The organism is Bartonella sp. AP331QHHD, assembly GCF_042195905.1.
Classification (GTDB): Bacteria; Pseudomonadota; Alphaproteobacteria; order Rhizobiales; family Rhizobiaceae; genus Bartonella.
Genome location: NZ_JBHIPG010000040.1, coordinates 1 through 24626, shown reverse-complemented (window position 1 = coordinate 24626; position 24626 = coordinate 1). Strand labels below are relative to the sequence as shown.

Here is a 24626-nt window from a genome sequence, read left to right as displayed (position 1 = left end):
TACCATAAACCTTTGCATCGTCCCCAACCCAACAGTCTCCCTCATGACTTAAATTGCTTTCATTTTCAATAAAGCCACCTAAGTCACCTGCGTACACATCTCTAAAATTTCTTAAAGCACGTATACGGTGAAGCGTAACTCCATTAACTTCGATTGTTTCATCAGTAGATTCATACTTCTTTTTAAGTATCATATCTTCCACCTCTATCTCCTCACTTACCCTTCTTCTTACTCTTCTTATTCTTATGAAGCGGCGCTTTTACTGCTTCATCACGCTGTTTAAGCTCTTGTGTTAGTCTTTCAACTTCCTCGTCGCGTTCTTTAATCTCTTGCTTCAGTTGTTTAATTTCCTCGTCGTCGCGTTCTTCAATCTCTTGCTTCAATTCTTTAATTTCCTCGTCGTCGCGTTCTTTAATCTCTTGCTTCAGTTGTTTAATTTCCTCGTCGTCGCGTTCTTCAATCTCTTGCTTCAATTCTTTAATTTCCTCGTCGCGTGATTGAACATCTGCTTTTAGTGCCTGTATCTTTTCACTTTTCCGTGTAAAATCTTCTCGATACGCATCTATCTTTTGTTTTAGTTCTTTAATTTCCGTATCACGTGATTGAACATCTGCTTCGAGTGTCATTACAACTTCACTTACATTTCTGAACGCCTTTTCATGCTCTTCAGTCTTTTGTTTCAGTTGTTTAATTTCCTCGTCACGTTCTTCAATCTCTTGCTTCAGTTGTTTAATTTCTGCTTCAGACTTTCCTATATCCGCATCACATTCATAAATTATATTTCTATTCCCTAATATAAAATCAGTATTTACCTTTTTTACTCTTGCCATAAGATATTGAATCTCCTCTGAAAGAGCCTTAACCTGCGCGCGATAATACAAAGCAATACGAAACATCACTCCGCTTAAGAGCAAAACTGAAACCACTGCTATCCATAAAATTTCATTCGAACTCATTTTGATCTCCTTAATGCTGCAATCTATCGACCTTCTGATCAACACCGCGACTTTTAGAAATTGAAGAAAAATTCTCTTGATACCAATCGCTAGGACTTATGTAATTATCAGTAACTTCTGCTATTTTTTGTATTATCCTAGGATGCGGAAATCGCTTCTTATTCACATAGCGTGCTATAGATGCTTGTGTAACACCTACCAAAATCGCAAACTCGGCATAAGTAATATTATTCTTTGATAAATACAGTTTTAGTTTAGACATTCCTCTTTTTACCATATTGGTATTATTAAGACAAGCATATTTTACCATATTGGCATTTGAAAGGATATTTTTTTTAATTAGGATAAGAATCATGAATAATTTGAAATTTTTCAGACAAAAAGTAGGTTTAACTTCAAAAGAATTAGCCGAATTGGTAGGGACTAGTCAGCCACAAATTTTTCGTTTAGAAAATGGACAACGAAAATTAACAAAGGAGTGGGCTGTACGTTTGGCGCCACACTTAAAAATTACCCCCAAACAACTGTTGTTTTCAGGAAATAAGCCTAATAGCTTAGATGAACAAATTGAAGATATGTTAGAGCATCTAAGCTACGATAATAAGGTTAAACTTCTTGATCTCCTTTCTTCATTTTATCAAGATAAAAAAGAATAAACTCTCTTTTTTCATCTTCTGTCAATTTATCCCATAGTTCTAATATTTGCGTATTAATTGACCATTTTTCATCCATTTTTTCTACTCTAAAAAAATATAAAATAAAAAAATAACCATTTTGGTATTGACTTTAAATTACCGTTTTGGTATCAAATATCCCATATCTTAGAAAATAACTTTTGCCAATAGGCAGTATGGAGGCATTTGTGAATAAACCAGTGTTTATCAATTCTGATGAAATTCTCTTAGTGATGTGCGAAAATGAAGAACAAAATCTCGCTAAATCTGGTCCTTTATTAGAAGAAAAGGACATTATCAATTTTATCGACCAAACCGATAATGCTGTCCAAATTTTGCGCGTAGAACCAACGACTAATCGTTGCGAAGATATCTCTGAAGATATTGCTGAGTTTTATCTCAAACTACGTGAACAAAAGTGTTTTGATGGCAAAATACCGCATGACTTTATTCTACACAGCACAGCATACGGTTTTTTTTTAGAAGAAATCGAACAGCAGCGATATGAAGATGAAACATACGGTACTTATGAACAGCAGCACCGTTTAACTCTTTCGGATGTCATTCCAAACTACCCACATTATACATACTACAGAGGGCGTTTTTAAAAGCGCCCCCCTCTTTCCTCTTATTAAATTATCGGATGGAGTAAACTTATGAATAATCCTATCACTATTACAAATAACACCATTAACGAAGAAAGCGTTCAGACAGTCAATGCTCGTGACTTGCACGCATTCTTAGAAGCAAAACGAGACTTTTCCAATTGGATTAAGGACCGTATTAGCAGATACAATTTTATAGAAGGACAAGACTTTGTAAAAACACAAGATTTGCGGTCACCAAATTTGGCGAGCGCAAAATCTAGATCTGTTATTGCAATTAATTATCATCTCACCTTGGAAATGGCAAAAGAACTTTCCATGGTAGAGCGTAATGAAAAAGGAAAACAAGCCCGTCAATATTTTATTGAATGCGAGCGGCGTGCAAAGCAAGTTGTTACACCACAAATCGATTACTCAAATCCACAAGTAATGTTAGGTGTATTAACTCATCTAAAAAATGAAAATGAGCGTAAAGACATCATCATTGAAGATTTAAAACCAAAAGCAATGGCTCTGGAAAGCTTGCAACGCTCTGATGGGCTCTTCAGTCTTACTGAAGCCGCTAAAGTGCTCGAAATGCAACCAAAACAATTCATTCTCTTCCTACAGAAAAAAGGATGGGTGTATCGACGCACTTTCGGGGATCGCTTATTGCCTTATCAGGATAAAATCCAAAAAGGACTAATGGATTGCTCAACCCTCACTATTCAAACCGAAAATGGAACTGAAAAAGTCATTCCTTCAGCAAAAATCACAACAAAAGGCATGGGGGTGCTGTCTCAAGAGCTTAAAAGACAAAGCATGCATTAAGAGGCTATCATTATGGAAAAGAAATATGAACTTACTGATGAAACAATCGAAGTTGGGGGCAAAACTCTCCACCGCATTCGCGCATTACGAGACTTTGGAAACGTCGAGAAAGGTGATTTAGGTGGCTATATACAAAAAGAAGACAACCTATCGCATCATGGTAATTGCTGGATTGGGGATTATGCAAAAGTCTATGGTTATGCCAAGGTTTTTGGTGATGCTAAGGTTTACGAAAATGCACAAGTTTACGGTTATGCACATGTTTACAACAATTCTCGTATTTATGGCAAAGCAGAAGTTTGCGATGAACCATGCATTTACGGTGATGCAGAAGTTTACGGTGATGCATATATTTGCGGTGAACCGCACGTTTTTGATAATGCAGAAGTTTATGGCAATGCACAAGTTTACGAAAAGGCATACATTTATGATAGGGCGCGTGTTTACGGCAATGCAGAAGTTTCCGGTGATGCGCATGTTTACGGTCATGCAAAAATTTACGGTGAAGCATGTGTATGTTGGGACGACTGGATTGATGGCGATAAAAGAATCTCAACTAGGTAACAAACCAGATGAAAAAATACGAATTTACTGATGAAAAAATTGTGTTTGATGGAAGAACTCTTCACCGAATTAGAGCATTAAGAGGCTTTGGATATGTCAAAAAAGGTGACCTCGGCGGTTTTATAGAAAAAGAGAGCAACTTAAGCCATAAGAGAGACTGTTGGATTTTTGGCAATGCACAAGTTTACTGTGATGCCAAAGTTTATGATGATGCCCGTGTTTATGGGAATGCACGCGTTTATGACAATGCACAAGTTTATGATTATGCCGAAGTTGGTGGTGCTTCTGTTCGAGATAATGCCAAGGTTTTTGACTATGCGCGGATTTATGGGAATTCTGTTATAGGGGAAAGTGTACACGTTTACGGAAATGCTAAAATTTACAATCAAGCATATATTTGCTGTCGTGTAGACATTGCTGGAAATTGTAAAATTAGTGGCTCCACCGTAATCGTAGAACGTGAGAAATAGTAATCATGGAAAAGAAATATGAACTTACTGATGAAACAATTCAGTTTGATGGATACCTTACGCTTTACCGCATACGTGCATTAAAAGATTTTGGTGATGTTAAGGCTGGGGACCTTGGGGGCTTTATAGAAAATGAAAGCAATCTCTCTCATGATGGCAATTGCTGGGTCTATGATAATGCTTGTGTTACTTGGGGTTCAAAAATTTATGACAATGCAAAAATTTATAATAACGCCCGAGTATATGGTGGTGGTCGCATTTTTGAAAACGCACAGATTTACGGAAATGCAATTGTTTATCCCAATGCAAGAGTTTATGGCGACGCAAAAATTTACGGAGATTCAGAGATCTGCGGAGAAAGCCGTATCACAACAAACGAGAAAAAATAAATCATGTATAAATATGGAATTAAACCTACCTTGTGTGCACAGTTAGTTGTGAGAAATACTCACAATCTAGGTGAACTTTGTATCACTATCTCTGGGTATAAAGACGAGCCTTATGTAGATACCATAATTTCTGAAGACATAATGCAGCCTATAAAATCCAAACTCTAACAACCAAACCAACTTTTAACACATGCGTGATTCACGCCACGGGTGAGTTGCGCGCAATGGAGGAAATCAAGATGAAAAATTCTACTTTTTTAAACGAAATGGCAAGAAAATATGGATTTTCTGCTGAAGAATTTCGAACCACAATCATAAAAACTTGTATTGGAGATAAAAATGCTAATGTCATCACTGATGCAGAATTTGCTATTTTTCTTTTTGTTGCCAATACTTATGGACTTAACCCTTTAACAAAAGAAATCTATGCACTCCCTAAAAAAGGCGGCGGCATCATACCCGTTGTTTCTATCGACGGTTGGATAAAGATCATCAAATCAAATCCTGACTTTGATGGCATGACCTTTCAAGATCAAATCAATGAGGATGGCAATATCATTGCTATCAAATGTGCTATTCGTCTCAAAGGGATTAAAGACCCTATCGAAGTCACCGAATATCGCAAAGAATGCGAACAAGAAAAAAGTGAAGCATGGCAAAAATATCCAGCACGTATGTTGCGCCATAAAGCCACTATACAATGTGCTCGCTATGCTTTCGGGCTTTCCGGTATTTATGAAGAAGATGAAGCAAAACGTATCAATGAAGCAAACCATAACGTACAAACGAAGTTAGTTTCTTATGATGTGCTTACGCAAATCAAACAATTAATAAACATCACTCAAACAGAAGAAGAAAAAGTGCTTGATTATGCACAAGTCGACAGGCTTGAAGATCTTCCTGATGAAGTAGCACAAAGGATTTTGGATATTTTGCAAAAGAGACAGCATGAAAAAGAACAATCTTTCCTACAACAAAAGCAAATAGAGGCGCCTATACAAGATGCCGAATATATTCACGTCCAAGATATAGAATATGGACCACAAGAACAAAGAACGGCGGTGTGAGATGGAACAAAGAACAGCAGAATGGTTTCAAGCGCGCTTGGGTAAAGTCACCGCATCTAATGTTTACAACATTATCAGTAAGACAGCAAAAGGATTGCCTACGAGCAAATATGAAGACTACAAAATCAAACTCATAACGGAGCGCTTAACAGGCGAAACAAGCCCTTATTATGAAACTGAAGATATGAGATGGGGTATTGAACATGAAGAAGATGCCTTGAGAGAATATGGCTTCATTTATGATGCCAATATAACAAAGTGCGGCTTTATCCAACACCCCACAATAGAAACGGCGGGTGCTAGCCCCGATGGTCTCATTGGAGAAGACGGTTTAATCGAAGTCAAATGCCCGAGATCAGTAACACATATGCGCTTTTGTATAGGTGACGAAATCAAACCAGAATATCACGCACAAATGCAATTCCAAATGGCTTGTACAGAACGAAAGTGGTGTGATTTCGTAAGCTATGACCCACGTTTTACGGGGGAATTCTTTCACTTACGCATGAAAGTCAAGCGTATTCTCCGTGATGATCAACAAATTGAACAGATCAATCAAGCTGTTGAAACCTTTTTAGCAGAGATAGAACGAGAGATAAAACAACTCTCAACAAAAGCTGCTTAACCTTATGGGGGTGTTTTGTTCCCCGCATATCTACGAGCACCCCCACCCTTTCACATAAGGAAATTAAACGTGTGTAACATCGAACATATTATCATACAGCCTGCTAAAGATGAGGAATTTTGTTTTTTTACCATTGGCTATGAAGGTAGGTCCCTTGAGAATTATCTTAGTTGTCTCATAGAAAACAATATCAAAACTTTATGTGATGTTCGTAAAAATCCAATAAGTAGAAAACACGGATTTTCAAAAAGACAATTAGAGCAAGCTGTAAGCAACATTGATATTGAATATATGCATATGCCTGAACTTGGAATTGCCTCTGAAAAACGAAGAAATTTGAAAACACAAAAAGATTATGACCGCCTTTTTAAAAATTATCGAAATACAACTCTCAAGAATAATTCTTGTGCAATAAACAAATTATATCAAATTTTTTTAAACAAAAAGCGCGTTGCAATCACCTGTTTTGAAGCCAATGTATGCATGTGTCATAGAGGACAACTCGCATTAGCTCTCACTCAATTGCCTGATTGGAAATATGAAATTAAGCACATCTAAAAAATAAACTTACAGATTTTTTACATATGGGGGTGCTTCTCTTCACAAATGGCTCCTAGCCCCCCCTTCCTAACAACTTTCAAGTAATGCGTGATTCACGCCACATGTGAATTGCATCTCAATGTAAGGAGAAAAGATATGGCGCCTCGTAAAGCTATCATAACGCAAGCAGACATTGCACGAGCTTTAAGAGAAGCAAAAAAGCAAAAATGCGAACTCATAGAAATCAAACCTACCGGTGAACTGCTTATCTACCTTAAAGCAGATATTCCAATACCAAACTCAACAGCACATCCTGATAAAATATGGAATTTATCTCGTGATGATTATGAATTTGATATCGTCTTATAGGTGATCACCATGCCAAAACCACGCCCCCCTCATCTCGTTAAACAAATTACTCAACATGGCAAAATTGTATGGTATGTACGTATTGGTCACGGCAAACGCATTAGAATACGCGGTACCTATGGAACGCAAGAGTTTGTTGATAACTACAAAAGCGCACTTGCCGAGTTACAAGGGCTTATACTTCCTAAATCCAAAACCGGTAAACTTGTTGAAGGTTCATTTGCATGGCTGCTTAAACAATACTTTAACAGCTCTAATTGGCATAGCTACTCTAATACTACAAAGAAACAAAAAGAATACATTCTTATGAAGATATGCGACTCCATAGGAAATATTCCATACCAAGCAATTGAAAAGAAACATATTATAGCCGGTGTTGAACGGCGTAAAGAAACACCAGCAATGGCTAGAAACTTTCTGAAAGCCCTTAATGGACTTTTTAATTGGGCAATTGATCAAGGTCTTTTGGAAAATAATCCAACTTTAGGCGTCAAAAAACCTCCTCTTAAAAATAAAAGCGGCTTTCCTGTTTGGACAGAAGAAGATGTTGAGAAATATTATCACAAATGGCATCATGGTACCCATGAACGTGTCTGGATTGATGTTCTTTTATATACGGGCTTGCGTCGTGGTGATGCGGTACGAATTGGCTGGAAAGATGTCAAAGACAATATTATTCATCTCAAGACAGAGAAAAGTAAATTCCAAACAGATGTCTTTCTACCTATTTTACCGGAATTAGCCAAAACGCTTGAAGCTGGTCCTATTGGAGTAGAAACATTCATCTGTAGTAAAACTAATCAAAAACTCTCCAAAGAAAGCTTTGGCGATACATTTAGAGACGCTTGTAATGCGGCTGGAATTAAAAAATCGGCGCATGGATTAAGGAAATTAGCCGCAACACGCGCAGCTAACTCTGGTGCAACAGTATCACAACTCAAAGCAATTTTTGGCTGGACAAATGATGCTATGGCATCTCTTTACACAAAGAGCGCAGATCGCAAAAGGTTAGCTATAGAGGCGATAAAAAAGCTTCAAAAAGATGAGGGATAGAGGCAAAAAAACTCAATAGAATCAAGATTCACCTATTCCCCCATATTAGACATAACTATTTTATTTTACTTGCTTTTTATATACCATTTATGAACACCGCCGCAAAAAAGGCTTTAAGATGTATTAAGACACACAACAATCGCCTCTGCTGTTTTCTTGATCGCACCTCTTGCGGCAAGATGAGTAGAGCTTAATCCTAAAAAACCGATTCAATATATGAACCCCCTGCGTAATATCAAACCCATGCGTGTTTGGTTTAATAAATCCACGGAACCCTCATCAATTTCACTCTACGACTTTGAGTAATATGCTTTGCTTCCTGCAACAAAGGCTATTTTTATCACTGGTCAGAGACATCGGCTGGAATATTAGCGTTTCCCGCAGTGCTCGTTGTTACGGCATCCACATGCCCCACAACGTTACCACCCGCGCTACCGCCCGCTCCATCGACAGCAGCGTTCGCTACCCCTGTTGTTTTATTATTGATCTCACCTCTCGAGACAAGATTGGTAGAGTTTTGCAATCCTACAAGACCGATTTTATGATATCCAGCCATACGTATTTGATTTAATAAATCGATGACAGTACCATAATCAATTTCGCTATCCGCTTTGATTAAAATTTTTGCCTCTAAATTTTGCGTCGTTTCCCTCAACAAAGCTTCTCTCAAAGCTGCTTGTTCTACAAGATGATCACCAATGTAAAGAGAACGATCTTTTTGCAACGTAACATAAAGAGGTTCATCAGACTGAACCACTGAAGGTGCTTGAGTTATAGAAGGAAGCTGAACGGAAATGGCAGATGTTGCCAAAGGCGCTGCAACCATAAAAACAATAAGCAACACCAATACAACATCAATAAAAGGGGTCACATTGATTTCGCTTTGCAACCCACTCTCGTCTATATCCCAATCATTATTAAGGCTTGCTTTCATTTTTTATGACTTTTCTGTTGTCTTTGTCTATCAAGTTCACGGCTCAAGAGCCTTTCAAGAGCAGCAGCGATATCACCTAAATCACTACGATAACCACTCAAAGCACGCATAAGGCTATTATACATAACAACGGCGGGAATAGCCACAAAAAGCCCAACAGCCGTTGCGAATAAGGCTTCAGCAATTCCAGGCGCCACCACATCAAGTCGCGTTGTTTGAGACTGAGCAATCCCAATAAAAGAATTCATAATTCCCCAAACAGTTGCAAAAAGACCAACAAAAGGAGCAATTGCGCCAATAGTTGCAAGAATAGCACTTCCACATGCAACACGGCGTGTAGCAGCCAGCAAGCAGCGTGACAAAAGTGAATGAACCCTTTCTTTTAAACCTTCATGAACATCACGAACCCTAGCATCGCGAACATCGCGGGAAACATCTTCATATTGATTGCTCTCCTCATAAAAGAGAATATCTTCAATCGTTTGTGCATTTTCCCCTACACTGGTTTTTTCACCAGAGCTTTCGTTTATCCCTTCAGGAGCAGAAAAATGAACCTGTTGTGCAGAAAGATACACCTCTTTAAGGACTTCTTTGAGAAAAAACACACCAGCTCCTTTGCTTTCTTTCAAGCTAGCTGCCAAACGCGTAAGAGTCTGAGCATTTAGAACCAATTGAAGTTCATGACGTACTCTTCGTTTTACCAAAGTGATCTCAACAATTTTCACAAAAGCAATTGTCCAAGACATAAGTGAAGCAAGTAACAAAATAATGATAACGGCTTTCACCACCCAATCAGCAGCCATAAACATAGAAAGAGGAGAAAAATCATGCACTGTCAATACAGCAGACATATTATCTAAAGGGACTGTTTTATCTAAAGGGACTGTTTCAGATTCCATTTTTATCTCACATTCTTGTGCTCTTATCTTTATTTATGAGCTGGATCGTCACCCCGCATAGCATCACTGTTCCACAATGCCACTACCCTTTTAACGTCACTTGTGTATTCCTCTTAAGAAAGAAAACCTGATAAATCAAGTATAGTTTTATTCCACAAGCTCTCTCTCTTAATTCTAAAGAAATTACTCAAGAAATTTTTCTCTAACAATTCAACAAGTTTATCTTACCCAATCAATTTATTGCATAAATTAGGCAAAATGATAAACTTACAAGAAGTATCGCATATAATATTTTAATTTATAAGAATAATTTATCATCGTTCCTGTTAAATAAATCTCTCATATCGCAAAGCTTTTCTCATTTCTGCGGCTCTTTTGAAGCCAACAAAATATTTTCTTACATGAAACAAGCAGCAAAAATATCATAAAATCCTCGGAGAAAAGGATATGCACTTCTCTAACAACCAGTGCACTAAAGTACCTCTCCTATCCTAAAATAAAAATATACCTTACGTTTTTAAAAAAGAACGATCGCAATATTCTTAAACTGACCAAAAGTATCATGGGGAGCGCGTGTTGCCCCCAAATACATAGAGAGCAAAGAGCCGCAATATTATTTTCTTTTTCTTTGCTGCAAAAGTATAAAAATGACAGTACTTCTGCCGCAAAATCGCAACAACGATGTTTTTTACCTGTCACAAGCTTAAAAAATAAGCCTCAGCACACTTTTAAAAAACTTTTATAAAAAACTGCGCCACGAGAAACTGAAGAATGGTGCTAAATTACTGCAAAAGCATAAGACAATTCTCAACAGATGCGACCCTTTACAGACAAAGCATATCGTATAGGAAAGATTTATTTTATCAAAAACAATTTTAAATTCGACAAAATGAAAGGAACCAAAAAAAGCTTTTGGCGTTACTCAAGCAGTGAAAATTTTCACTCCAATGCAAATGATCACTATGAACACACCAATACAAATATAATGAATCAAGAGGGAAAAATACCATGGCCCATAATAAAACAACACAGCACGATAAATCAGCCGTAGAAAAAGACCTACAAGGACAATTAGAAACGTTACGCACTGAAATTTCAGGGATTACCTCAACCCTAACAGATCTTGGTGCAAACAAATTCAACGCCGCCAAAGACAAAGCGGAAAAACTATATCACTCAGCGAAAGAAAGTGGTGAAGACATGATGTCTCAAGCAAAAGACAAGATCAGTGATCTTGAACAAACTCTGAACCAATGCGTTCGCAAAAACCCTGGCAAAAGCGTTTTGTTTGCCGCAGGGGTTGGTTTTATTCTTTCTCAATTACTACGTCGTTAAGCAATGCATAAGTTTATCGCTCCTCTTTTAAACCATCTTGTCGGTGGAGGGCTTAAAAGCACAGTCAAGCAAGTACGCCTTCAAGCAATTTTCTATGGGTTTATTAGCATTTCATTCTTCATGTCTTTGCTTTTTTTATGTACCATCGGTTTTATTGCGTTATGTTCTGTTATGAAGCCTCTTGCTGCCGCCAGTATCATGTTTTTAATTTGTCTTTCTCTTGCGGGATTAGGTCTTATTATCAGTCGCGTTCTCAAAACTTATCAACGCTATGACCAACAAAAAAAGACAGAAGAACAACGCCACAAACTCATGACAGATGCGACTGTTTCCAGTCTTGCAGCTCTCAGTCAACATCTCCCTTTTGCCAAATTGAGTGTTCCCATTCTCGGACTTGCAACTTATTTTTTGTGGAAAAAAGATAAAAAAGACCGCTTTTCAAAGTAAAATATGTAAAACTGTCACTCTAAATTCCCCCTCAGTGTGCTTTCTTTTATAACAAAAGAAAGCACATTTTTTTCCTCATAGTCTCTTTAGCTTCTTCAAATACCTGAAAAAAATCCCCTTCATTTTGCTAAAAATTCCATAGAACCGCTACACTCTCTTTCAGATTGCAACCCATTTTTCATGAACATAACAACATAAGGCAATGCTTGCATTAGAAGTCCTAGTTTAATTCGAAGCCATTTATTGTTTTTTGAAGGAAATGATGTTCCGTTTCTGCCTTTCTCTATATTTTCATAAGCTTTTTTCAGAACCAAAGGTCACGTCATCGATTTGAATTTATAAAGCAAAAATATTCCCCGTATGAAAATTCTTTTTTCAAAAAATCTGAAATTTTTACCGATAAGAAAGTTGTAAAAACGTCCATTACACAACAAAAATTTATCAACTCTGATACGAATAGAACAGAGGTCATACCTACAATTCACGTCACAGAAAAAATAAAGAAAGAAAATTTTATAGAAATATTTGCTGATGGCATTCAAGCAATTTGTAATTTATCTCGTACAGGACATCGTGCTTTGATAATAGTTTTAGAAGAATATCGATCTAATAAATCAACAAACGAAGATCCCAGCAGCGTTACCTTAATTTGGTTTGATGGGGGTATAAATGGAAAAAAGCGCGATATGGTCGACAGAACTTTTCACAACGGTTTAAGAGAGCTCATACAAAAAGGAATTTTAAAACCAAAATTGCCTAATCAATACTGAGTGAATCCTATTCTGTTCTTCAAAGAAGAAAAAGTTGCTTTTATGAAAGAATATCAAATAGAATCATCTTCTACCAAACCGGATATTTCATCCGTTGAACATCAAACAGATCTTGAAGATTTTATAACAAAATAACTTGTATCATTTATCGTACTGTGTATATTGTGGAGCATCTTGATTTAAGCGCGTGAGGGGAAAATAATGTCAAAATCACAAATAAGCAAAGAGGCGCTCGTCCTTTTGCTTTTATGGCTTCGTGGTCCTTTAAGATTGATACTAAGCCTTATAATGATAATGGGGTTTGTGGGATTGTTTACAATTCCTATTATGATATTATCAATAGGTTGGTCAAAAGCACTAATAAACATTACAATTTGTTCCTTTATATTAGGTTTTGGCTCTTTCCTTCTAATTTTTTATTATGATAAACTTATAAGATATTTACAATAAACTGTTCACATATTTTTCCATTAACAATACTAATAAAAAACAAAAGATCACGATAATTAAATCTGTATTCCGATATAATTGATGAGATTAATACATATAATTTTTAAAGAGGGGAAAAATGAAAAAATTTATTTTAATATGCTTGGCTCTATTGACTATAGGATTGAATATTACAGGTTGTGGTAAAAGTGAAGAGGAAAAACGTAGAGCCCAACAAGAAGAACAAGCTAAAAAGTTTTTTGATGAAGAATTAACCTCTACAGATCGTGATCATGCATTTTAAAAAATACCCTACGACAATAAAATGTGAGTTATCAATCTCTAACTAAAAGAGTATTTTGTGTAACTCACACCTGACAACGTCATTGTACACTTTAACACGTATGAAGACAATCAGTTTTAAAAACTTTGGAAAGGCTTTTCATAACCTATCCGCTTAACGCTAAGTATTTATATAACAAAATACCCATTTATTATCTTTTCTTGTCTTTTTTATAATATTTTCAAATATATATCACTTAAAATACCTTATTATTTTCATCACTTTCTTTTGACTTATCCCCCTATAAGCTTTCTCTTTAATCATGATCTCAAAGCCGCGTGAGAAAAGAACAAGATAGGCCTTTTGGTTATTGATAAGGGGCACACGTGCGCCTAACGATACGCTTTTACAGAATTTCCCAGCCTTTAAAACTTAAGGCTTTTAGCCTTCTCATTTAAATGCAGGTTTGATGTCATGATTTTGGGGTGCGATTATTAAGAGTTTGAGAAGCGAAGAGCTTTTCATTTAAAAAGCAAAACGAAATGACGTATAGCCAAGGAAACGCGCTCTCCCATAGCACTGTAGTAAACAACCTATAAGGATATTTTAAACACAACAAATTTTCATAACGAGCGTTGTCCACCAAGGACTGTGTGGATTATCATTAACTTTTTTCTGATAAGATTTGCAGTAGAATATTGTCTTGATTTTTAAATAGCGCTTGAAAAGACGCTTTATCAATAATGGTCAATATTAATTATGGTCAATGGGATTATAGCTTCCATGATCTCTTCGCCAATCTTCTGGTTGTTGAAATTGGCTCGACCATAAACCGTTTTGTGCTTTTTGAGCAGCAGATTGTAGAGTTTTATAGTCTGCGGGGGATGGAAAATGATGCTGATCTTTTGTCAACACCATCAACCCTTCTGCCAGCCCCAACCGCGCCAGATCAACCCCATCTACAAAACATTGTGCATAATGAACCTGTTGAACGACACGTGCTTGCCGACAAGTAACCTTTTTATCAATTGTTTTTGAAACAAGCCAAGCCGTAACAAAAGCACCGCAAGGCCACTTAACTCCGTTGCGTGAGGCAAATTGTCGTGTTTCACAGCTTTCCACACCATATAAACGGATATCACGGATGATCTTTTTTCTCCACCCATCATCTACAAGCGTAATCATTTTAAAGGTCACACCACTTGTGACCTGTATAGCACCGGAATAGACCGGCACATTTTCTTCATAAAATTGTGATGCGATTGGTTCTGAATGCAACACCACATTTTGTTGGATTGCGTCTTGTTGGTTTGCATAATCAACCAATTGTGACTTCGGATTTTGAACGGGGTTTCCAATTGTCTTTTCTGATCCTTCAAAAAGAGAAAATTGCATAATATTTTCAGTATGTTGACTGAAATAAAAGTATCCTAAAATAATAATACAAATTAAGACAATATATTTAGGCGCTGCTCGAAGATATTTTAAAAGTATCATTTTGAATATTACTATATTTTTTGTTCATTAAATAATAAAAGATTAAATATTATTAATTTATCGATAGAAAAATTTATTTTTTTCATTTATATGATTCCCGATTAATATTTTGAATATTAATTTTGTGATTAACTTAAACATAAAGCGGGGGAATTTTCATGAAAAACATGAATAATTCGTTCATTAATGAACATACCTTACAAAAAACTATTCTATCCAACACACAAAAGAAATGGTTAACAGCAGCATTGATGCTGTTTATTGCCTTCATGGCACTGAGTGAACCAGCATTTGCTGATGGCGGCTTCGGAAAAATTGAAACTGCTCTTCAAAAAATAGTTGATGCTTTAAAAGGACCAATTGCAAAATCAATCGCAACCATTGCGATTGCTGGTGTTGGGCTTGCATGGATTGCTGGTTATGTTGAAATGCGTAAAGCTTTCTTTGTTTGTGTTGGCATCGGCATTGTTTTTGGTGCATCGCAAATCGCATCAATGTTTATGTCTTAATTCGCTTAACTTTAGCCTTTCAAAGCCATGAAAGAGCACGACAAGCTAACAGAAGATACGTTATTTCTTGCTTGCACGCGCCCTGCAATGATTGCAGGCGTGACGGTGGAAGCTATGGGATTAAATGGGATAGGAACGATGATATTGTTCATTATGGCAGGCAATATTTTTTTTCTAACCTTTGGTGTGATGCTGCATTTCATATTCAAGGAAATCCTAAAGCATGACCATAACAAATTTCGTATTCTTCTGACATGGCAAAAAACAAGTATTTTTGCCAGAAATTCGAGTCTATGGGGTGGGGGAAGTATTTCTCCATTACGATTAATTCGTAATTATGAGGAATTATAATGAATAGAACAGAGCGCAAACGTGAAAAGCAGCCAGAGGCGATCATTCCTTATGTGCGCCATGTCAATAAACACATCATTGCGCTGGATTCACGCGCTCTCATGAGCGTTATTAAACTTGAAGGGATTAACTTTGAGACAGCGGATATTATTGATCTGAATGTGCTTCACGAACAGCTCAATAAGCTGTTTAAAAACATAGCGGATGAACGGATAGCGCTTTATAGCCATATTATCAGAAAGCGTGAAACGATTTATCCGGATGGGAATTTCAGATCGGCATTTGCCAAGCAATTAGATGATAAATATCGCGAGCGGATGATTTCACAGGAGCTTTATCGCAATGAGCTTTATCTTTCTATTTTGTGGAATCCACACGTTGATCAAACGGATAAATTAGTGGAGTTTTTCAAACGTTTAGGCAAAGCCAAGCAAGAAAAGACAGAAGTTGATGCAGAGTCCATTCGCAAGCTTGAAGATATTACCACAGATCTTATTCAAAATTTAGAGCGCTATGGTGCAAGAAGATTGAGTCTTTATGAACATGAAGGCAATATTTATTCGCAGCAAAGTGAGTTTATCCACCAATTGGTGGGAGGTCGTCGTGAACGGATACCTCTCACATGGGGGACGATAGCTTCGACTGTTTATTCAGACCGTCTCATTTTTGGGAAAGAGATCATAGAAATACGCACCGAGGCGGCACAGCGGTTTGCGGGCATGTTTGGTNTGAGTCTTTATGAACATGAAGGCAATATTTATTCGCAGCAAAGTGAGTTTATCCACCAATTGGTGGGAGGTCGTCGTGAACGTATCCCTCTCACATGGGGGACGATAGCTTCGACTGTTTACTCAGACCGTCTTATTTTCGGGAAAGAGATCATAGAAATACGCACTGAGTCAGGACAGAGATTTGCGGGCATGTTTGGCTGGAAAGAATATCCAGCAAAAACTAGGGTAGGCATGGCGGATGGTTTGCTCACCCTTCCCTTTGAGTTTATTTTCACCCAATCTTTTGTTTTCAAGAGCAAAAATGCTGCCAAGCAAATTATGGGGCGCAAACAGAATCAAATGGTCAATGCAGGAGATCGAGCAGGTTCACAAATTATGGAACTGGATGATGCGCTTGATGATCTTGAATCCAATCGTTTTGTTTTAGGGGAGCATCATTTATCATTGGCGGTTTTTGCTGATACGCCGCAAGAGTTAGCGGATAATCTTGCCAAAGCGCGTTCTCGTCTTACAGATGGTGGGGCTGTGATTGCGCGGGAAGACTTAGGGTTAGCAGCAGCTTGGTGGGCACAATTGCCTGGCAATTATGCTTATCGCACCCGCTCTGGTGCAATAACAAGCCGTAATTATGCAGCGCTTTCTCCTTTTCATTCTTTTCCGGTTGGAAAAATAGATGGCAATGTGTGGGGACCAGCGGTAGCCTTGATGAAAACCTCTGCTGGTTCACCGTTTTATTTTAACTTTCACTTTGGAGATTTAGGCAATACGTTTGTTTGTGGTCCCTCTGGTTCTGGGAAAACGGTTATTGTTAATTTTCTTTTAGCACAACTTCAAAAGCATGATCCCAATATGGTCTTTTTTGATAAAGATCGGGGCGCAGAACTTTTTGTGAGGGCTGGTGGTGGCACTTATATGCCCTTGAAGAATGGTAGACCGACAGGCATAGCACCGCTAAAAGGCTTAGACTATAACAATCCAGCAGATAGAGTTTTTTTACGCCAATGGATTATCAAGCTTGTTTCGTCTGAAGATCAAAAGATCAGTGAATCAGAAAGACAAGATATTTCTGCTGCTGTTGACCAACTTGCCTTGTTGCCAAAAGAACAACGGACGATCTCCGCCTTACAAATGTTTTTTGACACCACGCACAGGGAGGGGATAGCGGGTCGTTTAGAAAGATGGTGTAAAGGCAATGCCTTAGGGTGGGTTTTTGACAATCCTGATGACGACATTGGCATTGATGCAAAATTTATTGGTTATGACATGACGGATTTTTTAGACAATAATGAAATTCGTCCACCCTTGATGATGTATCTTTTTCATAGGATTTTGTCTCTGATTGATGGGCGTCGTATTATCATTGTCATTGATGAGTTTTGGAAAGCCTTAGAGGATGATTCCTTTAAAGCCTTTGCGCAAGACAGGCTGAAAACTATCCGTAAACAAAATGGTTTGATGTTGTTTGCAACGCAATCTCCCAAAGATGCGATCAATTCGACCATTGCCCACACCATTATAGAGCAATGCCCCACACAAATTTATTTTCCCAATCAAAAGGGCAATCATGGGGATTATGTAGAAGGTTTTAAATTATCGGACAGAGAATTTAACCTGATACAATCAGAATTAAGCCGTGAGTCACGGCGTTTTCTCATCAAACAAGGACAAAGTTCAGTTGTAGCAGAGCTGAATTTACGCGGCTTTGATGATGAAATAGCCATTTTAAGTGGCACCACCAAGAATATTGAACTCCTAGAGACCATTATGGATGAAGTTGGACAATCTCCAGAAAAATGGCTTCCTATTTTTCAAGAAAGGTCAAAACAATGAAAAAACTTTTATTGGCAACAGCCGTCTATGCAGCTTCATTTGGCTTTCAAACAAATGCATTCGCTATCATGGTATATGATCCCGCGGCTGTTGGACAAATAATGAAACAAGTCCAGCAAGGCACACAACAACTTAACAAATTGCAAGAACAAATTCAACAAGGCAGACAACAGCTTGACCAATTAAAAAGCCAACTCGATCAAGCAAAACAATTATATAGTTCCTTAAATGGAAAACCTGATTTATCCGCATTGCAGGAGTTGCTCAACAAGCAAGGGAGCAGTGGCGCTCTTCCTTCTGATTTTAATCATTTAGAACAATCAATAGATGGCACCGGTGGTGGTAGCGGAAACACTGAAAAATGGAAAGAAAAACTTTTATATAAAGAGCCCTCAGGCGGAGCAGGCTCAAAAGAGGCAGTTGATGCCTTTTACAAGCAAGAAGTGGAAAAATTGCACAATCGCAATGTAGGACAAGCAGCAACAGGGCAAGCTGTTTACGAAGATGCCGATAAAAAGAAAGAAGCCATTAGTAAGATTATTGAAAAACTCAAAAATGCTAAAACCGCTGCTGAAGTTCAAGATGCTCAAACACAATTAGCAGCTATACAAGCAATATTACAAGCAGAGGCTTTACAAACACAAGCCGCCTCTATGATTCAGCAATCTCAACAGGAAGCTGAAACAATACGGATTAGAGAAGAAGCTAGTAAACGATACCAAGATTATGCAAAAAAAATCCGTGGTCATTAAAAATTAAAAAGAGGGAATTGAATATGAATAAAATCATCATAACAGCATTATTGCTTTGCACAGGGCTTATCACGACTGGTTGCGAAAAAAACTACAGCGTAGAAGAATTTAAAAAAAATGAAAACTTAATAAGAGAGTTTCAACGGAAATGCACATCTTTTGATAATTCTAAAAATTGTCAAAATTTCCGACAAGCCACTAAGGAACTTGATGACGAAACACGTAAGAAAGTAATGGAGAGATTAGAAAAATAAAAAACCAGAAGAGAAAAATAATAAAATGGATATTCAATGTCAGCAATAGATTACATTCCTACATATAGTGATATAGATAAACGTTTAATGAATACTCTAGGGGACTTAATGGATAAGACCATTAGTAATCTTTCAAGTTCTTTATCTGCTCCTCTCACAGCGTCTTGTATAATCTATATTGCATTTATAGGTTACAACACTATGTATGGGCGTTCTTCTATGCCTTTATGGGATTTTATAGCGACAACTGTAAAACTTGCTATCGTTGTTACACTTACGACAAAAGCCTCTCAATATAACGCTTGGATCAAGGACATATTTTTCACTGATTTGCCTAATGCCATTGCAAATGTCACACAAGGAGCAATTTCAGATAAAAATGTCTGGGACAATATGATGGCTCATGCTTCTGCACATGTTTTTGATGCAGCAAACAAATACAACGGATGGACTGAAGTAGGGATGTATATTGTTAACTGGATAGCTGGTTTACTCTGTTTATTAATTGCTGCTTTTTTTAGCACTATTGGCTTTATCGTCACAATGTTTGCTAAACTTGGTTCATTTCTTGTCCTATCGGTAGGACCACTTTTCATAAGCCTTTATATGTTTTCAACGACAAGACGTTTTACAGAAGCATGGTTAGGACAACTCGCAAACTTTATCATTTTGCAGGTATTAGTCACTTTGCTTGGTAACGTATATGTAAGTCTTGCGATAGATATCCTTTCAGGTGACATTAAAGATATCATGTTTTCTGTAATTCAATTTTTGATTATTGGAATTGGTGGCATTTATCTTTTTATCCATTTACCCGGAATTGCCTCTGCTTTAGCTTCTGGAGGAGCATCTCTTACAGGTTCAACACATTTAGCTCACCACACTAGCAGATTAGCTGGTCGTGGTGCTCTTGCTGGTTTTAGAGGTTTGGCATCGAAATTTAGAGGAGGTAATACTACAAATGCGGGGGGTTAAAAAAATTGGGATTATCTTGCCGTTTCTCTTTCTCAGTGGCTGTATGTCTTCACCAAACACGTTGAAGTCACTCCCAAAATGTGATGGATATTCTAAACGTCCACTTAATAGATCGATGTGGAATTGGGAAGGAAAAAAACCTATCCCGACACCTATCATCATCAGTGACAATAAAGACATAAAATCGTTCGCGAAAGAGGGCAATTTGGAAATGCTCCTCACACAAAAATTAACGGATGAAGAAATAAAATCCTACAAAGATTGCGGGCAAAAAGCATGAAAGAAAACGCCGTAGAACAATATATTGCTGAAGCACGCTCGTTCGATCAAGATCGCATGCTCGCCTTACGCCGCACCACCCGCATCTCGCTTGCCATTGCTGGCATAGCCGTTGCGGTTGCAATAATGTCTTCTCTCGCGGTCATCACCCTCACGCCCCTTAAAACCGTGGAACCTTTTGTCATCCGCGTTGATAATTCAACCGGCATCACCGAAGTTGTGGAAGCCTTAAAAGAAGGTCCCACCAATGTCGACGAAGCAATCACACGCTACTTTGCCGCAAAATACGTCCGCTCCCGTGAAGGTTTCGCCGTAGAAGAAACGCAAAATAACTTCGAAACCGTCTCTCTCCTCTCTTCTCCTGAAGAACGAGGAAGATTTGCTGGATGGTACGGAGCAAAAAATCCCCAAAGTCCCCAACTTCTTTATAAAAACGCCGCCGTTACAATAACAATAAAATCAATTTCCTTTATCAATGAAAATGTCGCACAAGTGCGTTACTACAGAACTGTGCGTAACAACGACAACAACAAAGAATTCATCACCCACTGGGTTGCAACACTTACCTTTGAATATACCAATGCCCCTATCTCTGTCCAAAACCGTTTGATAAATCCTCTAGGGTTTATCGTTGATGAATATAGAACCGATCCGGAAGTGGTCAACTGATCATGACAAAAAAAATTCTTTTTCTCATTCTTAGGATTGCTGTTGCCTTTTCTTTGACGAAGATAAGCTACGCGAGTGTTTTTCCCACCCGTGCGCCGAGCGATAGCCGCATTCGCTTTATCAATTATGATGCTTATAATGTTACAAAAATTATTGGCTCTATACGCTCATCCGTACAAATAGAATTTTCTCCCAATGAAGAAATTGCCCATGTGGCAATTGGCAACAGCGTTGCATGGGAAGTCGCCCCCGCTGGCAATATTCTTTTCCTAAAAGCGCGGGAAGTCCAACCCATTACCAATCTCCAAGTCGTCACCACAAAGCTTGATGGCTCAAAGCGTTCCTATCAATTTGAACTTACGATCAAAGATGGGGAAATTTCCTCTGGACAAGAAACATATTTCCTTGTGAAATTTCGCTATCCCCAAGACGAAGCAGAACAAAGAAGACTCGCAGCCCTTATGCGACAAGAAAAACAACAAGCCCAGCGTATCGATAATGTCTTCAACGTTTCTGAAACCTACGGACCACGCAATTGGGCTTATACCGCTCAAGGCTCTATCACTCTTGAACCCTCCTCCGTTTATGACAATGGCAAAACAACAACATTTACATTTCCCGACAACCAAGAAATCCCTGCCATTTATATTGTCAGCAATGACGGTACAGAATCGCTGGTTCCCAAAACCACAAGAGGCAACATGGTTATTGTCCATGCCATTAGCGCACGCTTCACCCTAAGACAGGGAAAAAACGTCCTATGCGTCTTTAACGAAGCCTATCAACCAAAAGGCACAAATCCAAATACCGGAACAACCTCACCATCTGTTGAACGTAAAATTGCATCAGATCTTTAAATAAGCGGGAATTGAAGGGGACAACACATGAGTGATAAATCAATCATCGACGATCGAGGATCTATTGGAGATGGCAAAAATAATACATCAAAATCGGATACAAAAAAAATAATCATTATTATAGCTTTTGTAGGATTTTGCGCATATGTGCTTTGGAATATATTTTCAACATCACCAACATCAAAAGACACGGCAAATATTCGTAAAAAACAAGACTTTAATAACTCAGTTACTCCCTTAGAATTAGTTTCCGTTGAATCACAAGCAAAAATTGCTCCAATTACACTACCAACACCATCACCAACACCAGAAAAAATAGTTGAACATGATCCTTTACTTGATGCAGCACAACGTGCCCCCGTATTGGCTTTTACGAGCAAGACCCCCCCATCTTCAACTCAAATGCCGAGAAATAACTATAGTAATAATATAAGTGAAACTCCTAATAATGATTCACAAAGTTTTTCCTCACTTCTAAAGCCTACAAAAATAGAAGGTACAAGAGCTGGGATCATGGGAGATAGAAACTTTATCATCGCCATGGGAACCTCTATTCCCTGTATCTTAGAAACCGCATTAAACAGTGAGCAACCAGGCTTTGCAAGCTGCATCATCAACCGTGATATCCTCTCTGACAACGGGCGCGTTGTTTTGCTTGATAAAGGAACCCAAGTCGTTGGTGAATACCGAGGAGGGCTTAAAAAGGGTCAATCTCGCCTCTTTGTGCTCTGGACAAGAGCAAAAACCCCCACCGGTGTCATCATCAATCTTGCATCTCCTGCAACTGACAGTTTAGGCAGAGCTGGTTTTGACGGCAACGTCAACACCCATTGGTGGGAACGCTTCAGTTCAGCATTATTACTCACCGTTGTTGATAGCGTTACAACAAACCTAACCAATAAAAAGAAAGGCAATTCTAACTCAAGTGGTGGTTTCAACAGCTCTGAAGCAAGCAATATCGGAAAAGATACAGCCACCGTTGCCCTTGAAAATCAAATCAACATCCCCCCTACCCTAGAAAAATTTCAAGGCGAACTCGTCAACATCTTTGTAGCAAGAGATCTCGATTTTTCATCTGTCTATAAACTAGTCGTAAAGAGCAAAAGAAACCGCTCTACTCCCGGCTATTCCTTTTTTCATTAAGCCAATAAAGTCACATTATGCCATCAGCAAAAAATGCAGAACGAGCTTCCATCGTTTTAACAAAATTAAAGATCTTAGATGACTTCCTCAATGATGAAAATTTATTTGAAATTGTTGTCAATCGCCCTGGCGAAGTGATTGTTGAGGGTCCCAATGGTTGGCAAACCCACATCTTAAAAGAACTAACCTACAGCGAACTAGAAGGGATTGCGAAAGTTGTTGCTGCCTACACAACACAAAAAATCAGTGTAGAAAACCCCGTTCTCTCCGCAACACTGCCAAACAACGAACGCATACAAATTGTTATGCCTCCAGCAGTTGCAGCCAATACCATTAGCATGACCATTCGTAAACCTTCATCACGCACTTTTTCTCTTGAAAGTTTACATGAAAACAATCTGTTTTCTGTCGCCCAAAACACCAGTTTCACACCCACGCAACAAATGACAGAACGGTTATCCGAACTCTCTGATACAGACAAAGAGCTAACAGATCTCTTTATCGCCAAAGACTTTTGCAACTTTTTAGAAAGAGCCGTTATTACACAACAAAATATCTTAATATCGGGCAAAACCGGTTCTGGTAAAACAACCCTCTCCAAAGCTTTGATTGCAAAAATCCCTGACTATGAACGAATTCTCACCATTGAAGACACGCCAGAACTTGTCGTTCCGCACGCCAACAAAGTCCAACTTTTTTATTCAAAAGATAACCAAGGCTTAGCAAAAGCAGGCGCAAAAGAACTGCTTGAATCTGGCTTACGCATGCGCCCCGACAGAATCCTTCTACAAGAGCTGCGTGATGGTACAGCCTTTTACTACATCCGTAATGTCAATTCTGGTCACCCCGGCTCCATTACCACCGTCCACGCCTCAACAGCACTTGCAGCCTTTGAGCAAATGACCCTTTTAGTCAAAGAAAGTGACGGTGGTGGTAATTTAGCACGCGATGATATCCGCGGCTTATTAATCTCGATGATAGATGTCATCATCCAATGCAAACGCCTTGAAGGAAAATTTCGTGTAACAGAAATTTATTACGACCCTTTCAAGCGCCGTGATGCTTTTTAAAAACTGTCGAAATCACTTAAATAAATCATTCATATCTTTCGCGAAATATACATCTTATCCTTTTTTACTCTTTTCAAAAGTTTTAAGCGTTTCCGCATTAGAAACAGACATATCAAACGGCAATCCTCTTTCATCAACAACTTTAGCTAAAGAAATTCGTATGAAATCAGACACCGTAAGTCCTAAACTTGCTAATATTTCACCGGCTTCTTTTTTCAACTTCTTATCTATATTTGCTCGAACAACATCTTTTGAATCTACGGCTACACTCATAGTAAAACTCCTTTAGTTACTTTCTTATGTGTGGATAGAATTAGTTATAATAACAAGTTTCTAATGTTCTAAATTTCTTTATCGCGAAACATCTTTTGACTTTGTTTGCGCTATCACATTTTTTAGCTCTTGTGTATGTCTCTGTTGCAAAAATTTAACTGCTGTTTGAAGCTCGTTCACAAGCTTTTTATCTTGAGGCTGATTTTGGGGTATTGCT

The 24626-nt window shown here is 38.1% G+C and carries 30 protein-coding genes and 3 pseudogenes; 26 read left to right on the top strand and 7 right to left on the bottom strand.

The genetic code is table 11. The annotated features are described in order from the left end of the window. The 3 genes and pseudogenes from ACFIMS_RS05145 to ACFIMS_RS05135 all read right to left on the bottom strand — a co-directional run. A pseudogene (locus ACFIMS_RS05145) lies at nt 1–193 on the bottom strand (hypothetical protein); the annotation flags it as partial. A gap of 19 nt (nt 194–212) precedes the next feature. Then, nucleotides 213–956 (bottom strand): hypothetical protein, encoded by a 744-nt coding sequence (locus ACFIMS_RS05140; protein WP_375696443.1) that lies wholly within the window; start codon nt 954–956, stop codon nt 213–215. 10 nt (nt 957–966) lie between these two features. Continuing rightward, entirely contained in the window at nt 967–1218 is a 252-nt protein-coding gene (locus ACFIMS_RS05135; protein WP_375696442.1) for a helix-turn-helix domain-containing protein, read from the bottom strand. 91 nt (nt 1219–1309) lie between these two features. On the opposite strand from ACFIMS_RS05135, the gene ACFIMS_RS05130 reads away from it, so the two are divergent. From ACFIMS_RS05130 to ACFIMS_RS05080, 11 genes are all read left to right on the top strand, one after another. Continuing rightward, nucleotides 1310–1612 carry a helix-turn-helix domain-containing protein gene (locus ACFIMS_RS05130; protein ID WP_100128398.1) on the top strand — a complete coding sequence of 101 codons (303 nt, stop codon included), beginning with the start codon at nt 1310–1312 and terminating at the stop codon, nt 1610–1612. A 206-nt stretch (nt 1613–1818) separates the two neighbouring features. Continuing rightward, nucleotides 1819–2238, top strand: coding sequence for a hypothetical protein (locus tag ACFIMS_RS05125; protein ID WP_375613784.1), 420 nt, complete (start codon nt 1819–1821; stop codon nt 2236–2238). A 48-nt stretch (nt 2239–2286) separates the two neighbouring features. Continuing rightward, the gene (locus tag ACFIMS_RS05120; RefSeq protein ID WP_375696441.1) at nt 2287–3045 is read left to right on the top strand and encodes an antA/AntB antirepressor family protein; all 759 of its coding nucleotides are present in this window, start codon (nt 2287–2289) and stop codon (nt 3043–3045) included. Nucleotides 3046–3057: 12 nt separating this feature from the next. Continuing rightward, the gene (locus tag ACFIMS_RS05115; protein WP_375612599.1) at nt 3058–3609 is read left to right on the top strand and encodes a hypothetical protein; all 552 of its coding nucleotides are present in this window, start codon (nt 3058–3060) and stop codon (nt 3607–3609) included. An 8-nt stretch (nt 3610–3617) separates the two neighbouring features. Continuing rightward, on the top strand, nt 3618–4079 hold the full coding sequence (locus tag ACFIMS_RS05110; RefSeq protein WP_375696440.1) for a hypothetical protein: 462 nt from the start codon (nt 3618–3620) through the stop codon (nt 4077–4079). Between the two features lie 5 nt (nt 4080–4084). Continuing rightward, nucleotides 4085–4468, top strand: a complete 384-nt coding sequence (locus ACFIMS_RS05105; protein ID WP_375696439.1) for a hypothetical protein — start codon at nt 4085–4087, stop codon at nt 4466–4468. 239 nt (nt 4469–4707) lie between these two features. After that, nucleotides 4708–5535 carry a phage recombination protein Bet gene (gene bet / locus ACFIMS_RS05100; RefSeq protein WP_375696438.1) on the top strand — a complete coding sequence of 276 codons (828 nt, stop codon included), beginning with the start codon at nt 4708–4710 and terminating at the stop codon, nt 5533–5535. 1 nt (nt 5536) lies between these two features. Next, a complete protein-coding gene (locus tag ACFIMS_RS05095; RefSeq protein WP_375696437.1) occupies nt 5537–6160 on the top strand; it encodes a lambda exonuclease family protein in 624 nt (207 codons plus the stop codon). Nucleotides 6161–6229: 69 nt separating this feature from the next. Further along, nucleotides 6230–6718, top strand: a complete 489-nt coding sequence (locus ACFIMS_RS05090; protein ID WP_273791658.1) for a DUF488 family protein — start codon at nt 6230–6232, stop codon at nt 6716–6718. Nucleotides 6719–6856: 138 nt separating this feature from the next. Next, nucleotides 6857–7069 carry a hypothetical protein gene (locus ACFIMS_RS05085; protein WP_375634357.1) on the top strand — a complete coding sequence of 71 codons (213 nt, stop codon included), beginning with the start codon at nt 6857–6859 and terminating at the stop codon, nt 7067–7069. A 9-nt stretch (nt 7070–7078) separates the two neighbouring features. Beyond that, on the top strand, nt 7079–8122 hold the full coding sequence (locus ACFIMS_RS05080; RefSeq protein WP_375696436.1) for a tyrosine-type recombinase/integrase: 1044 nt from the start codon (nt 7079–7081) through the stop codon (nt 8120–8122). Nucleotides 8123–8462: 340 nt separating this feature from the next. Here ACFIMS_RS05080 and ACFIMS_RS05075 read toward each other — a convergent pair whose 3' ends face one another. Continuing rightward, the gene (locus ACFIMS_RS05075) at nt 8463–9056 is read right to left on the bottom strand and encodes a biopolymer transporter ExbD (protein WP_375696435.1); all 594 of its coding nucleotides are present in this window, start codon (nt 9054–9056) and stop codon (nt 8463–8465) included. After that, nucleotides 9053–9955, bottom strand: coding sequence for a MotA/TolQ/ExbB proton channel family protein (locus ACFIMS_RS05070; RefSeq protein WP_375696434.1), 903 nt, complete (start codon nt 9953–9955; stop codon nt 9053–9055). Before ACFIMS_RS05070 ends, ACFIMS_RS05075 begins: the two co-directional genes overlap by 4 nt. A gap of 1008 nt (nt 9956–10963) precedes the next feature. Here ACFIMS_RS05070 and ACFIMS_RS05065 point away from each other — a divergent pair. The 3 genes from ACFIMS_RS05065 (at nt 10964) to ACFIMS_RS05055 (ending at nt 13240) form a co-directional block, all read left to right on the top strand. After that, complete coding sequence (locus ACFIMS_RS05065) at nt 10964–11290, top strand: YqjD family protein (RefSeq protein WP_375622672.1); 327 nt, start codon at nt 10964–10966, stop codon at nt 11288–11290. Nucleotides 11291–11293: 3 nt separating this feature from the next. Then, nucleotides 11294–11737 carry a hypothetical protein gene (locus tag ACFIMS_RS05060; RefSeq protein ID WP_375630503.1) on the top strand — a complete coding sequence of 148 codons (444 nt, stop codon included), beginning with the start codon at nt 11294–11296 and terminating at the stop codon, nt 11735–11737. Between the two features lie 1338 nt (nt 11738–13075). Then, nucleotides 13076–13240 carry a hypothetical protein gene (locus ACFIMS_RS05055; protein WP_375610246.1) on the top strand — a complete coding sequence of 55 codons (165 nt, stop codon included), beginning with the start codon at nt 13076–13078 and terminating at the stop codon, nt 13238–13240. Between the two features lie 732 nt (nt 13241–13972). Here ACFIMS_RS05055 and ACFIMS_RS05050 read toward each other — a convergent pair. Further along, nucleotides 13973–14716 (bottom strand): nuclease, encoded by a 744-nt coding sequence (locus ACFIMS_RS05050; protein WP_375638296.1) that lies wholly within the window; start codon nt 14714–14716, stop codon nt 13973–13975. Nucleotides 14717–14874: 158 nt separating this feature from the next. On the opposite strand from ACFIMS_RS05050, the gene ACFIMS_RS05045 reads away from it, so the two are divergent. The 12 genes and pseudogenes from ACFIMS_RS05045 to virB11 all read left to right on the top strand — a co-directional run bounded on the left by ACFIMS_RS05045 (nt 14875) and on the right by virB11 (nt 24136). Further along, a complete protein-coding gene (locus tag ACFIMS_RS05045) occupies nt 14875–15225 on the top strand; it encodes a TrbC/VirB2 family protein (RefSeq protein WP_375612518.1) in 351 nt (116 codons plus the stop codon). A gap of 27 nt (nt 15226–15252) precedes the next feature. After that, entirely contained in the window at nt 15253–15576 is a 324-nt protein-coding gene (locus ACFIMS_RS05040; protein WP_375628050.1) for a type IV secretion system protein VirB3, read from the top strand. Next, nucleotides 15576–16316: pseudogene (locus tag ACFIMS_RS05035) on the top strand (transporter); the annotation flags it as partial. The gene ACFIMS_RS05040 and the pseudogene ACFIMS_RS05035, both read left to right, overlap by 1 nt. Continuing rightward, nucleotides 16308–18137, top strand: a pseudogene (locus tag ACFIMS_RS05030) (VirB4 family type IV secretion/conjugal transfer ATPase); the annotation flags it as partial. The pseudogenes ACFIMS_RS05035 and ACFIMS_RS05030, both read left to right, overlap by 9 nt. Next, nucleotides 18134–18889 (top strand): type IV secretion system protein, encoded by a 756-nt coding sequence (locus tag ACFIMS_RS05025; protein ID WP_375635043.1) that lies wholly within the window; start codon nt 18134–18136, stop codon nt 18887–18889. The pseudogene ACFIMS_RS05030 and the gene ACFIMS_RS05025, both read left to right, overlap by 4 nt. Before the next feature lie 23 nt (nt 18890–18912). After that, on the top strand, nt 18913–19143 hold the full coding sequence (locus ACFIMS_RS05020; protein WP_375635044.1) for an EexN family lipoprotein: 231 nt from the start codon (nt 18913–18915) through the stop codon (nt 19141–19143). Nucleotides 19144–19179: 36 nt separating this feature from the next. Next, nucleotides 19180–20118, top strand: a complete 939-nt coding sequence (locus tag ACFIMS_RS05015; RefSeq protein WP_375635046.1) for a type IV secretion system protein — start codon at nt 19180–19182, stop codon at nt 20116–20118. After that, nucleotides 20105–20398 carry a type IV secretion protein VblB7 gene (locus ACFIMS_RS05010; protein ID WP_375635048.1) on the top strand — a complete coding sequence of 98 codons (294 nt, stop codon included), beginning with the start codon at nt 20105–20107 and terminating at the stop codon, nt 20396–20398. The genes ACFIMS_RS05015 and ACFIMS_RS05010 overlap by 14 nt, the downstream gene beginning before the upstream one ends. After that, complete coding sequence (locus ACFIMS_RS05005) at nt 20395–21066, top strand: virB8 family protein (RefSeq protein ID WP_375635050.1); 672 nt, start codon at nt 20395–20397, stop codon at nt 21064–21066. The genes ACFIMS_RS05010 and ACFIMS_RS05005 overlap by 4 nt, the downstream gene beginning before the upstream one ends. A gap of 2 nt (nt 21067–21068) precedes the next feature. Next, complete coding sequence (gene virB9 / locus ACFIMS_RS05000; RefSeq protein ID WP_375696433.1) at nt 21069–21923, top strand: P-type conjugative transfer protein VirB9; 855 nt, start codon at nt 21069–21071, stop codon at nt 21921–21923. A 27-nt stretch (nt 21924–21950) separates the two neighbouring features. Then, nucleotides 21951–23066, top strand: coding sequence for a type IV secretion system protein VirB10 (virB10, locus tag ACFIMS_RS04995; RefSeq protein WP_375696432.1), 1116 nt, complete (start codon nt 21951–21953; stop codon nt 23064–23066). A 17-nt stretch (nt 23067–23083) separates the two neighbouring features. Then, the gene (gene virB11 / locus ACFIMS_RS04990) at nt 23084–24136 is read left to right on the top strand and encodes a P-type DNA transfer ATPase VirB11 (RefSeq protein WP_375662495.1); all 1053 of its coding nucleotides are present in this window, start codon (nt 23084–23086) and stop codon (nt 24134–24136) included. 54 nt (nt 24137–24190) lie between these two features. Here virB11 and ACFIMS_RS04985 read toward each other — a convergent pair whose 3' ends face one another. Next, nucleotides 24191–24409, bottom strand: a complete 219-nt coding sequence (locus tag ACFIMS_RS04985; RefSeq protein ID WP_012755118.1) for a type II toxin-antitoxin system RelB/DinJ family antitoxin — start codon at nt 24407–24409, stop codon at nt 24191–24193. Nucleotides 24410–24626: the final 217 nt, after the last annotated feature.

Excerpts from the sequence above, each read along its gene's own strand:
- ACFIMS_RS05140 (WP_375696443.1), bottom strand. The coding sequence starts at position 956 with ATGAGTTCGAATGAAATTTTATGGATAGCAGTGGTTTCAGTTTTGCTC.
- ACFIMS_RS05135 (WP_375696442.1), bottom strand. The coding sequence starts at position 1,218 with ATGTCTAAACTAAAACTGTATTTATCAAAGAATAATATTACTTATGCC.
- ACFIMS_RS05130 (WP_100128398.1), top strand. The coding sequence starts at position 1,310 with ATGAATAATTTGAAATTTTTCAGACAAAAAGTAGGTTTAACTTCAAAA.
- ACFIMS_RS05120 (WP_375696441.1), top strand. The coding sequence starts at position 2,287 with ATGAATAATCCTATCACTATTACAAATAACACCATTAACGAAGAAAGC.
- ACFIMS_RS05115 (WP_375612599.1), top strand. The coding sequence starts at position 3,058 with ATGGAAAAGAAATATGAACTTACTGATGAAACAATCGAAGTTGGGGGC.
- ACFIMS_RS05110 (WP_375696440.1), top strand. The coding sequence starts at position 3,618 with ATGAAAAAATACGAATTTACTGATGAAAAAATTGTGTTTGATGGAAGA.
- ACFIMS_RS05105 (WP_375696439.1), top strand. The coding sequence starts at position 4,085 with ATGGAAAAGAAATATGAACTTACTGATGAAACAATTCAGTTTGATGGA.
- bet (WP_375696438.1), top strand. The coding sequence starts at position 4,708 with ATGAAAAATTCTACTTTTTTAAACGAAATGGCAAGAAAATATGGATTT.
- ACFIMS_RS05095 (WP_375696437.1), top strand. The coding sequence starts at position 5,537 with ATGGAACAAAGAACAGCAGAATGGTTTCAAGCGCGCTTGGGTAAAGTC.
- ACFIMS_RS05085 (WP_375634357.1), top strand. The coding sequence starts at position 6,857 with ATGGCGCCTCGTAAAGCTATCATAACGCAAGCAGACATTGCACGAGCT.
- ACFIMS_RS05080 (WP_375696436.1), top strand. The coding sequence starts at position 7,079 with ATGCCAAAACCACGCCCCCCTCATCTCGTTAAACAAATTACTCAACAT.
- ACFIMS_RS05075 (WP_375696435.1), bottom strand. The coding sequence starts at position 9,056 with ATGAAAGCAAGCCTTAATAATGATTGGGATATAGACGAGAGTGGGTTG.
- ACFIMS_RS05070 (WP_375696434.1), bottom strand. The coding sequence starts at position 9,955 with ATGGAATCTGAAACAGTCCCTTTAGATAAAACAGTCCCTTTAGATAAT.
- ACFIMS_RS05065 (WP_375622672.1), top strand. The coding sequence starts at position 10,964 with ATGGCCCATAATAAAACAACACAGCACGATAAATCAGCCGTAGAAAAA.
- ACFIMS_RS05060 (WP_375630503.1), top strand. The coding sequence starts at position 11,294 with ATGCATAAGTTTATCGCTCCTCTTTTAAACCATCTTGTCGGTGGAGGG.
- ACFIMS_RS05055 (WP_375610246.1), top strand. The coding sequence starts at position 13,076 with ATGAAAAAATTTATTTTAATATGCTTGGCTCTATTGACTATAGGATTG.
- ACFIMS_RS05050 (WP_375638296.1), bottom strand. The coding sequence starts at position 14,716 with ATGATACTTTTAAAATATCTTCGAGCAGCGCCTAAATATATTGTCTTA.
- ACFIMS_RS05045 (WP_375612518.1), top strand. The coding sequence starts at position 14,875 with ATGAAAAACATGAATAATTCGTTCATTAATGAACATACCTTACAAAAA.
- ACFIMS_RS05040 (WP_375628050.1), top strand. The coding sequence starts at position 15,253 with ATGAAAGAGCACGACAAGCTAACAGAAGATACGTTATTTCTTGCTTGC.
- ACFIMS_RS05025 (WP_375635043.1), top strand. The coding sequence starts at position 18,134 with ATGAAAAAACTTTTATTGGCAACAGCCGTCTATGCAGCTTCATTTGGC.
- ACFIMS_RS05020 (WP_375635044.1), top strand. The coding sequence starts at position 18,913 with ATGAATAAAATCATCATAACAGCATTATTGCTTTGCACAGGGCTTATC.
- ACFIMS_RS05015 (WP_375635046.1), top strand. The coding sequence starts at position 19,180 with ATGTCAGCAATAGATTACATTCCTACATATAGTGATATAGATAAACGT.
- ACFIMS_RS05010 (WP_375635048.1), top strand. The coding sequence starts at position 20,105 with ATGCGGGGGGTTAAAAAAATTGGGATTATCTTGCCGTTTCTCTTTCTC.
- ACFIMS_RS05005 (WP_375635050.1), top strand. The coding sequence starts at position 20,395 with ATGAAAGAAAACGCCGTAGAACAATATATTGCTGAAGCACGCTCGTTC.
- virB9 (WP_375696433.1), top strand. The coding sequence starts at position 21,069 with ATGACAAAAAAAATTCTTTTTCTCATTCTTAGGATTGCTGTTGCCTTT.
- virB10 (WP_375696432.1), top strand. The coding sequence starts at position 21,951 with ATGAGTGATAAATCAATCATCGACGATCGAGGATCTATTGGAGATGGC.
- virB11 (WP_375662495.1), top strand. The coding sequence starts at position 23,084 with ATGCCATCAGCAAAAAATGCAGAACGAGCTTCCATCGTTTTAACAAAA.
- ACFIMS_RS04985 (WP_012755118.1), bottom strand. The coding sequence starts at position 24,409 with ATGAGTGTAGCCGTAGATTCAAAAGATGTTGTTCGAGCAAATATAGAT.